This window comes from Pseudonocardia pini (assembly GCF_013870575.1).
Lineage (GTDB): Bacteria > Actinomycetota > Actinomycetes > Mycobacteriales > Pseudonocardiaceae > Pseudonocardia > Pseudonocardia pini.
This window is the reverse complement of sequence record NZ_JACBXB010000159.1, coordinates 1-8,940: the sequence shown is the minus strand read 5'-3', so window position 1 is coordinate 8,940 and position 8,940 is coordinate 1. Positions and strand designations below refer to the sequence as shown.

At 72.7% G+C, this 8,940-nt stretch carries 5 protein-coding genes; 2 read left to right on the top strand and 3 right to left on the bottom strand.

Annotated elements, in window-relative coordinates; translation table 11 throughout:
* A partial coding sequence (locus tag H5J29_RS11985) for an arabinofuranosyltransferase (protein ID WP_181781012.1) occupies nucleotides 1-762 on the bottom strand: 762 nt, incomplete at its 3' end.
* Between the two features lie 114 nt (nucleotides 763-876).
* On the opposite strand from H5J29_RS11985, the gene glf reads away from it, so the two are divergent.
* Together glf and H5J29_RS11975 are read left to right on the top strand one after the other, a co-directional pair.
* A complete protein-coding gene (gene glf, locus H5J29_RS11980) occupies nucleotides 877-2,103 on the top strand; it encodes a UDP-galactopyranose mutase (protein ID WP_312858174.1) in 1,227 nt (408 codons plus the stop codon).
* Nucleotides 2,104-4,065, top strand: a complete 1,962-nt coding sequence (locus H5J29_RS11975; protein ID WP_312858173.1) for a glycosyltransferase — start codon at nucleotides 2,104-2,106, stop codon at nucleotides 4,063-4,065.
* A 271-nt stretch (nucleotides 4,066-4,336) separates the two neighbouring features.
* Here H5J29_RS11975 and H5J29_RS11970 read toward each other — a convergent pair whose 3' ends face one another.
* The gene (locus H5J29_RS11970) at nucleotides 4,337-6,253 is read right to left on the bottom strand and encodes a glycosyltransferase (protein ID WP_181781010.1); all 1,917 of its coding nucleotides are present in this window, start codon (nucleotides 6,251-6,253) and stop codon (nucleotides 4,337-4,339) included.
* A 101-nt stretch (nucleotides 6,254-6,354) separates the two neighbouring features.
* Nucleotides 6,355-8,808, bottom strand: coding sequence for an arabinosyltransferase domain-containing protein (locus H5J29_RS11965; protein WP_181781009.1), 2,454 nt, complete (start codon nucleotides 8,806-8,808; stop codon nucleotides 6,355-6,357).
* Nucleotides 8,809-8,940: the final 132 nt, after the last annotated feature.

Genomic DNA, 8,940 nt, shown 5'->3' with positions numbered 1-8,940 from the left:
GGCGAGCAGGCCCGCGTAGAGCGTGTAGCAGAGCGCCGCCAGCCCGCCGGCCAGCCCGAGCGACAGGATCGTGGGCCACGCCCGTCGGGTGGCGCCGAAGGCCCGCACCGCGACCACCGCGAGGGGCGGGACGAGCGCCGCGACGATCCAGCCGTAGGGCTCCCCGGAGCCGAGCTGGACACCCACGAGGACCGTCACGACCGCGGCGGCCGTGGCCTCCCGCCGGGACCGGACGGCGCTCCACACGGTGAAGGCGAGCGCACCCGCGACGGCGAGCGTGCCGATGGCGTAGGGCTTGTAGAACTCCCAGGCGGGGATCCCGGTGAGCGCGGCCAGCCTGCCACCGAGCCAGAACCACCCGGCGGGGTAGTACGGCGGCAGGTCCGCGTAGGTCATGTCGGTGAGGGCGGGGGAGTCCGCGAGGCGGGTGAGGAACTCGGTCCGGAAGGCCTGGTCCGACTCGATCCCGCCCAGGTAGAACCGGGTGCCCTGGAGCACGAGTGCCAGCGCCGCGGTGCTCAGGGCCGACAACGCGGCCCACACGCCGATCCTGGCGGGCCAGCGCTGCGGCCCACGGATCACGAGGACCGCCAGCAGCCCGGCCAGCACGACGACCGCAGCCATGGTCACCGCGCGCGGCACGGCCGTCCCCGGCGCGAGCGTGATCCGGGAGACCAGCCACTGGACCCCGGCGCTCACCGCCACCGCGACGACGACCGCCGCGGCCACCTCGAGGAGGAAGGGAGCGAACCGCGTGGACACAGGGCTCCCGTGCGGCTCATGTGGACCGTGGCGCCCCATGCGCACACGGTGCCAGGTCGCCCGCTGCGGTCCCCGTGCAGGTGGCACCCATCACCGCCGCTACCCTCGGTGCCCGTGACTGACTCTCAGCCCCTGGTCGGCTCCGCGAGCTCCGCCTCCGCGTTCGACCTGGTCGTGGTCGGCTCCGGCTTCTTCGGGCTGACGATCGCCGAGCGCGCCGCCGCCGAGCTGGGCAAACGCGTGCTCGTGCTCGACCGTCGCTCACACATCGGCGGCAACGCGTACTCCGAGGCCGAGCCCGAGACCGGCATCGAGATCCACCGCTACGGGGCGCACCTGTTCCACACGTCCAACAAGCGGGTGTGGGAGTACTGCAACCGGTTCACCGAGTTCACCGGCTACCAGCACCGCGTCTTCGCGCGGGTCGGCGAGCAGGTCTACGCGTTCCCGATGAACCTGGCGCTGATCAACAGCTTCTTCGGGAGGTCGCACACGCCGGACGAGGCGCGGGCGCTGATCGCCGAGCAGTCGAGCGAGTTCGACACCGCGAAGGCGGAGAACCTCGAGGAGAAGGCGATCTCGTTGATCGGGCGCCCGCTCTACGAGGCCTTCGTGAAGGGCTACACCGCCAAGCAGTGGCAGACGGACCCCACCCAGCTCGGCGCCGCGATCATCTCCCGGCTGCCCGTCCGGTACACGTTCGACAACCGCTACTTCAACGACACCTACGAGGGGCTGCCCGTCGAGGGGTACACCGCGTGGCTGGAGAAGATGGCGGACCACCCGAACATCACCGTGCGGCTGGACGCCGACTACTTCGACGTCCGGGACTCCCTGGCCGACCTCCCGACGGTCTACACCGGCCCGCTCGACCGGTACTTCGACTACAGCGAGGGCGAGCTCTCCTGGCGCACGCTGGACTTCGAGACCGAGGTCCGCCGCGACACCGGGGACTTCCAGGGCACGGCGGTCATGAACTACAACGACGAAGAGGTCCCGTACACGCGGATCCACGAGTTCCGGCACTTCCACCCGGAGCGGGACTACCCGAAGGACAAGACGGTCATCGTGCGCGAGTACTCGCGCTTCGCCGAGTCGGGCGACGAGCCGTACTACCCCGTCGGCACCCCGGAGGACCGGGCGAAGCTGGAGCGCTACCGCGAGCTGGCGCGCAAGGAGACCGCGAACCGGAACGTGCTGTTCGGCGGCCGCCTGGGCACCTACAAGTACCTGGACATGCACATGGCGATCGGGTCGGCGCTGACCATGTTCGACAACCGGATCACGCCGCACTTCACCGAGGGCAAGGCCCTGTCGGGCACCGAGAGCGCTGAGGACTGAGTGACTGTCACCGCCGAGCAGGCCATCGCCGTCGACACCCTTCTCCAGCGGATCATCCTGCCCCGCCAGGCCGATCCGCTGTCCGTCCGGGCCCTGTACGTCGACGAGCGCACCGGCACCACGCTCACCCCCACGACCCCGACGCCGGGGACGCCCGAGAAGCCGATGACCCTCACGGTCTCGGCCACCACCGGCCGGGCCCTGCGCGTCACGTCGCGGACGAGCGCGGTGCTGCCCGCGCAGAGCGAGGTCTCCTTCGGCGCCTACTTCAACGGGTTCGCCGCGGGGTACTGGCGGCACTGGTCGATCCTCACCGACATCTCGCTGAAGCTCTCGCTCTCGGGTGAGGGCCGGGTCGACGTCTACCGCTCCAAGGCGGACGGCTCGCACATCTACGTCACCGGCGAGGTCGTCTCCGGCGAACGGGACCTCGACCTCGCGCTGGACCTGCGCCCGTTCGAGGACGGCGGCTGGTACTGGTTCGACCTCACCAGCGCCGACGCGGAGCTCGTGCTGCACGGCGGGGGCTGGCACGCGCCCGTGAACGCCCCCGGGCGGGCCGCGGTCACCATCGGGATGCCGACCTTCAACCGCCCCGCGGACTGCGTCGCCACCCTCACGGCGATCGGCGAGGACCCCGAGGTGCTCGCCGCCGTCACCGCGGTGGTGCTGCCGGACCAGGGCACGAAGAAGGTCCGGGACCAGGCCGGGTACGCGCAGGCGGCCGCGGTGCTGGGCGACCGGCTCCGGATCATCGACCAGCCCAACCTCGGCGGCTCCGGCGGGTACGCGCGGGTGATGTACGAGGCGCTCGGCAGCACCGACTGCGAGCAGATCCTCTACATGGACGACGACATCCTGCTCGAGCCGGACTCGATCCTGCGGGCCGTCGCGTTCTCCCGGTTCTCCCGCGAGCCGATGCTGGTCGGCGGGCAGATGCTGTCGCTGCAGGCGCGCTCGCAGCTGTCGACCATGGGCGAGGTCGTCGACCGCAACCAGTTCATGTGGCGGGTCGCGCCGGAGACCCACCCGCACCACGACCTGGCCGAGCAGACCCTGCGCCAGACGCCGTGGCTGCACCGCCGCGTGGACGTCGACTACAACGCCTGGTGGATGTGCCTGATCCCGCGCGTCGTCGCCGAGGAGCTGGGCCTGCCGCTCCCGTTGTTCATCAAGTGGGACGACGCCGAGTACGGCCTGCGTGCCCGCGGCCGCGGCTACCGCACGGCGACCGTCCCCGGGATCGCGATCTGGCACATGTCGTTCATCGAGAAGGACGACAGCTCGGACTGGCAGGCGTACTTCCACTACCGCAACCGGTTCGTCGCGGCGGCGCTGCACGGCCCGGACTCGCCGAAGGCGATGCTGCAGGAGTCCTTCAAGCGCACGCTGCGGCACCTGATGCTGATGGAGTACTCGGCCGTCGCGCTGCAGATCAAGGGGCTCACGGACTTCCTGGCGGGCCCCGAGGCGCTGTTCGCGAAGCTCCCCGTGGTCCTCGGTGAGATCCGCGCCGAGCGCGCCGAGTACGACGACGGCAGGCCCCTGCAGTCCGCCACCGAGGTCCCGCTGTCGACACTCGACGCGCTGGGTGCGCAGCTCTTCCCGGAGCCGCCCGTGGGCAAGGTCAAGGTCGCGACCGGGCTGGCCCGCGGGGTCCTCCGGAACCTGAAGACCCCGGACCCGGCGAACGCGGTCGTCCCGCAGCGGAACGTGCCCTGGAAGAAGGCCCAGTGGTTCGTGCTGGCCGGGCTGGACTCCGCCACGGTCTCCACGCCGGACGGCCGCGGCGTCACCTTCCGCCGCCGCGACCCCGAGCTGTTCAAGCAGATGGTGAAGCAGTCCCTGGAGCTGCACCGCCGCGTCGCGAAGCAGTGGCCGGACCTGCGGTCCCGCTACCGCGAGGCCCAGTCCTGGCTCACCAGCCGCGAGGCCTGGCGGGACGAGATCTTCGAGAAGTGACGCGAGTCCCGAACACCGCCTTCCGAGGTCACGCAAGCCACCCCGAGGGCGCACGAGTCGCCCGCTTCTGACGCCGTGGTTCTCACCGCCGACGACGTCGGTCCCTCACCGAGGCGACGCCGACGGCGCTGCTGCCCCCAAGGGTCGTCCGTGCCGGTCCGAATGTCCGACTCGCGCGTCGGAGACGAGGGACTCGCGCGTCGGAGACGAGGGACTCGCGCGTCGGAGACGAGGGACTCGCGCGTCGGAGACGAGGGACTCGCGGTCGTGGTCAGGACTCCACGTTGTAGAGGCGGGCCCAGTTCTCCCGGCTCGTGAGCTCGGGGACGGCGGCGCGGTAGCGCTCCACCACCGCGGGGCCCTCCGCGCGCAGGCGGCGGATCGCCTCGAAGCCCCGCTTGGCGAGGGCCACCGCGCGGTCCTTGTCCCGGGTGCGGATGCGGACACCGGTCTCGCCCATGTCCGTGACCACCGCGCGCTCGAACAGTGCGACGTGCCACCAGTGCGCGTCCCCGGCCGGGATGAAGCCCGTGCGGTGCACCGCCTTGCCCGCGGCCTGGTACACGGCCCGCTTGACCCAGGTGAGGCGGTCGCTGCTGGGCTCGCCCCCGGACCGCACGACGGTGAGGTCGCGGAAGTCGTCCGGCAGGTCGGCCATCTTGTGGACCTTGGTCTCCGGGTAGTCCGCGCGGACCCGGCGGATCATCGCGGCGGCGTCCGCGGACCCGTCGCGCAGGATCTCCGGCCCCTGCAGGAAGTCCTCGACCGCCTGCAACAGGGTCGCCGAGAGCCCGTAGTGCATGCCGATCAGGTAGACCGACAACAGGTGCCGGATCCGTGCGGTGATCTTCTTGGTGGAGAACCCGGTGTGCAGCGCCGCCATGATCAACCCGTTGCGCAGGTTGAAGTAGCGGTGCCACTCGTCCCAGTCCTTCCACCCGAAGTCCCCGTGCCACACGCCGGCACCGGGCAGCGAGACCGTGGGGAAGCCCTCGCGGCGCGCGCGGTAGCCGAACTCGATGTCGTCCCACTGGAAGAACAGCGGCAGCGGGTAGCCGATGGCCCGCACGATCGAGGCGGGGATCAGGCAGGACCACCAGCCGTTGTACTCGGTGTCCGCCCGGCGCTCCTGGTTGATCGGGAGCAGCCGCTCGTCGAGGCCGAGCAGGTAGGCCTCCTGCAGCGCCCCCGGCGTCGGCAGGCCGACCAGCAGGTTCTCCGGATCCGCGTACTCGGCGGAGATGTGCAGGTGACCGGGGTGGAGCAGGTTGAGCATCTGCCCGCCGACGATCGTGGGCACCTGCGTGCAGGCCCCGAACGAGGTGAGGCGGAAGAGGATCTCGGGCTCGAGCATCACGTCGTCGTCCATGAACAGGACGTCCCGGTGCTCCTCCGGCGCGCCCGCGGTGGCCTCGAAGAGCCCCCGGGTGAACCCGCCCGCGCCGCCGAGGTTCGGCTGGCGCAGGTAGACGAGCTTGTCCCCGAGCGCCGCGGACACGGCGGAGAACCGCTCGCGGGACTCCAGCGGGTCGCTGCCCTGGTCCACCACCCGCACCAGCCCGACGACGGCGAGCGCCTCCGGGTCGTCCACCAGCGCCTGCAGGGTGTCCAGACACTCCTCGACGCGGTTGTACGTGCAGATCACCACGTCCGTGACCGGGACCGACCGCGGCGCGCGCACCTTCCAGTGCACCTCGGAGACGGTCATCGTGCCCAGCTCGGTGGTGAGCTCGAGCCACATCCCACCGCCGTCGAGGAACCGGTCGACCGGCCCCGTCAGCCGGATCTCGCGCGTCTCGGCCCCGGCGGCGGTGCCGACCTCCACCGAGTCGACGATCCGGGCGACCTTGTTCGTGTCCGACGCGAGCAGCCGCACCCGGCCCTCGCCCGCGGCGACCGCGGTGACCTCCACGCGGTCGACGGCGGTCCAGCGCTGCCAGTAGGTGGCGGAGAACCGGCCGAAGTAGGTGTTGGTCCCGACCTTGGAGCCGGGGGTCAGCGTGACGCGTCCGCGTTCGCGGCGTGCGGCGCCCCGCTCCACCACGGAGTACAGGTCCTCGGGCGCCAGCGCGGTGGGGCCGAAGAAGAGCCCCCGCTGTGCGGTGAGCAGGACCGGCCCTCCCGTGGGCTCCGGCAGGCGGTCCGGGGCGACCAGGGGCGAGTCCGGCGTCTCGGCGGTGCGCAGCATGACGGTGGATCGTCCTCCGGGTGGGGGCGTACGGGTCGGACCGGGTCCCATTGTGGGGTATGACGGACGTCGCACCCGACCAGCCCACGCCGCGGCGCGCGTCATCCGACGGGGTCGAGGCCGGGCACGCGGGTACGTCCCGTCGCCGCCGAGCCACTCTCGGTGGTCTCGGTGACCTGCGGCTGCGCCGTGGCGAACGGCTCGATCGGGACCCAGCGGTACAGCTGAGCCGGGTCGCGCAGCGGGTCGCCGTCCAGGTATCCCGCCATCCGCTGCTCGGTCACCAGCAACCGGGCTGCGGCGAACGGTCCGCCGAAGCCGGGCGCGTAGGTGATCCCGGCGGCGTCGTCCGTCTGCGGCGGCGCGACCCGCCACTCCGGCAGGACCGTGGTGCCCAACGGCAGCGGCGCCGGCTGCAGGCACGGGAAGACGAACGCGACCGGCCAGTCGAGGATGGCCTCGGTCCCCGCGGGCAGCAGCTGCTCCATCGGCGTCAGCCGGGGCACCCGGGGCAGCGTGACGGCGGCGGGGTTGTCCGGCAGGTCCGGCGCGTCGACCGCCAGCCGGACGCGCGTCGCGCCTTCAGGGGCGAGGAACCGCTGGTCACGGGGGGTGTCGCCGGCCGGTGAGAGGCCCGTGCGGGCGAGCACCTCGTCGGACGGACCCGCGAACTCCGCCGCCACCGCGTCCCCGGGCCGCAGGGCCCCGCTCACGGTGACGACCACCGGCAGCTCGCGCGAGCGTTGGGCGGCATCGAGGGCGAACCATCCCGTGTCGCCGACCCCCGCGACGCGGATCCCGGGCAACGCGGTGCCACCGGCGTCCGTGGGGAGGACCGGCAGCCGCGGGTCGCCGGGCAGCAGCCCGGCCGCCGGATCGGTCTCGACGGACAGCCGTTCCTGCAGGCCGCAGGGCTCGCCGCGCAGGGTGGCGACGGCGTCGGACGCGAGGGTGTAGTTCCCCCGCTGCTCCCAGCTCGTGCGCGCGAACGTGAGCACCTGCAGCGCGACGACCGCCGCGACCAGCACCGTCGCGACGAGCGCCGGGCTCGGCCACCACCGGCCCGGCGCGGCGGGCCGATTCCCGGAGCGCCGCCAGGCGACGACCACGAGCGCCACCCCGACCACGAGCAGGCCCACACCCAGCCACAGCGTGGCGACGGCCGTGCCCGCGACCTGCGGGGTGACCGTGCTCCAGGTCAGCCCCCACCAGTTCGACACGAAGGGCCACACGTTCGGCCCGGCCCAGATCAGCGCCCCCGCCACGGTGAGCGCGCCCAGCCCGGCCAGCCAGGGGGCCGCCCGGCCTGCGAGCGCCCGTCGTCCCACGACCACGACGCCGACCAGCAGCACCGCCGCCCCGACGCCCGCGAGGTCGCCGAAGTGCTGGGTCCACTTGGTGGGGTTGGTGGTCATCGAGGCGAGCCCGACCAGGAACGTCACGGCCAGCCGGACCGCGGGCCGGTTCCGCCGCGACCACAGCACCGCGACGGCGGCGAGCACCGTGAGCAGCACGGGCGCACGTTTGGCGAGCGAGCCCTGCAGGTCGTTCGAGAGCAGCAGCGCGTAGCGGTCGTACTCGTCGTACCAGGGCTGTCCGCCGCCGATCACCGTGCGGACCCGGGTGGCCTCCAGCATCGCGGCCAGGCTCTGATCGGAGACCATCAGAAACACCGCGGCGACGGGCGCGGCGAGCAGGACCGGCACGATCCGAACCCCGCTGCGGCGCAGGATCCGCAGCAGCGGGACGGCGGCGGCCACGAGCGGGGCGAAGGCCATCAGCCCGCCGGGGGTCACCGCCGTCGTGGCGCCCGCGACGACCAGCGCCAGGACCAGCGGGGTCACCCGGCGCAGCGCGACCGCCCGCTCCACGAACAGGAAGGCGAGCAGCATGCCGACCGCCACCCACGGCTCGGGCCGCAGCCCCAGGGTCAGCGGCAGCCACCACAGCAGGAAGCAGGGGGCGGCGAGCCAGGGCACCCACCCGGGGGCGCGGGGGAGCAGCCGGGGCACCACGAGCCGGGTCAGCAGACCCCAGGTGAGCAGCCCGAACAGGATCGACGGCAGCCGCATCCAGGCCGTCGAGGGGGAGATCTGCGCCCACACCCAGTAGAGGTCGTAGAACCAGCTGAACGGGGCCTCGGGGGCGTTGAGCCAGCGGTACACGTTGCCGACGAACCCGCTGCTTGCGCGGTCCCGCACGATGCCGGCGATGTAGCCGTCGTCCACCGTGACCGGGCCGACCACCCACCAGACGGCGAGTACGGCGGTCACCCCGAGGTCGGACAGCCGGGGCTTCCACCAGCCGCGCGGCAGCAGCCGCACCCGGGGGGTCCGCTCGGTGCGGGCCAGCGCGACCAGCATCCCGATCAACGCCAGCACCCCGACGAGGGCGATCGCGGCCTTCAGCGGCGTGATCGTGGTCTGGTAGCGGGTGTCCGCGGTGAGCGCGACCCGCACCCCGTCCGGGCGGTCGGAGAGCAGCGCGGCGACCGCGGGCCTCAGGTCGCCCGTGCGCGTGACGACCGGGGGCTCGGCGGAGGGAACGACGTGCATCCTGACGATCCCGGGATCATGGGGTTGACGCTGGAGATCGGCCGCACGGCCGTCGCCGCCGCGGACCTCGGTCCCCTCCTGCAGCGGATCTGCGCCACGCTGCCCGGCACCCTCGGGGTCCCCGCCGCCGCG

Coding starts and splice junctions, on each gene's coding strand:
- H5J29_RS11970 (WP_181781010.1), bottom strand. CDS start 6,253: ATGCTGCGCACCGCCGAGACGCCGGACTCGCCCCTGGTCGCCCCGGAC.
- H5J29_RS11965 (WP_181781009.1), bottom strand. CDS start 8,808: ATGCACGTCGTTCCCTCCGCCGAGCCCCCGGTCGTCACGCGCACGGGC.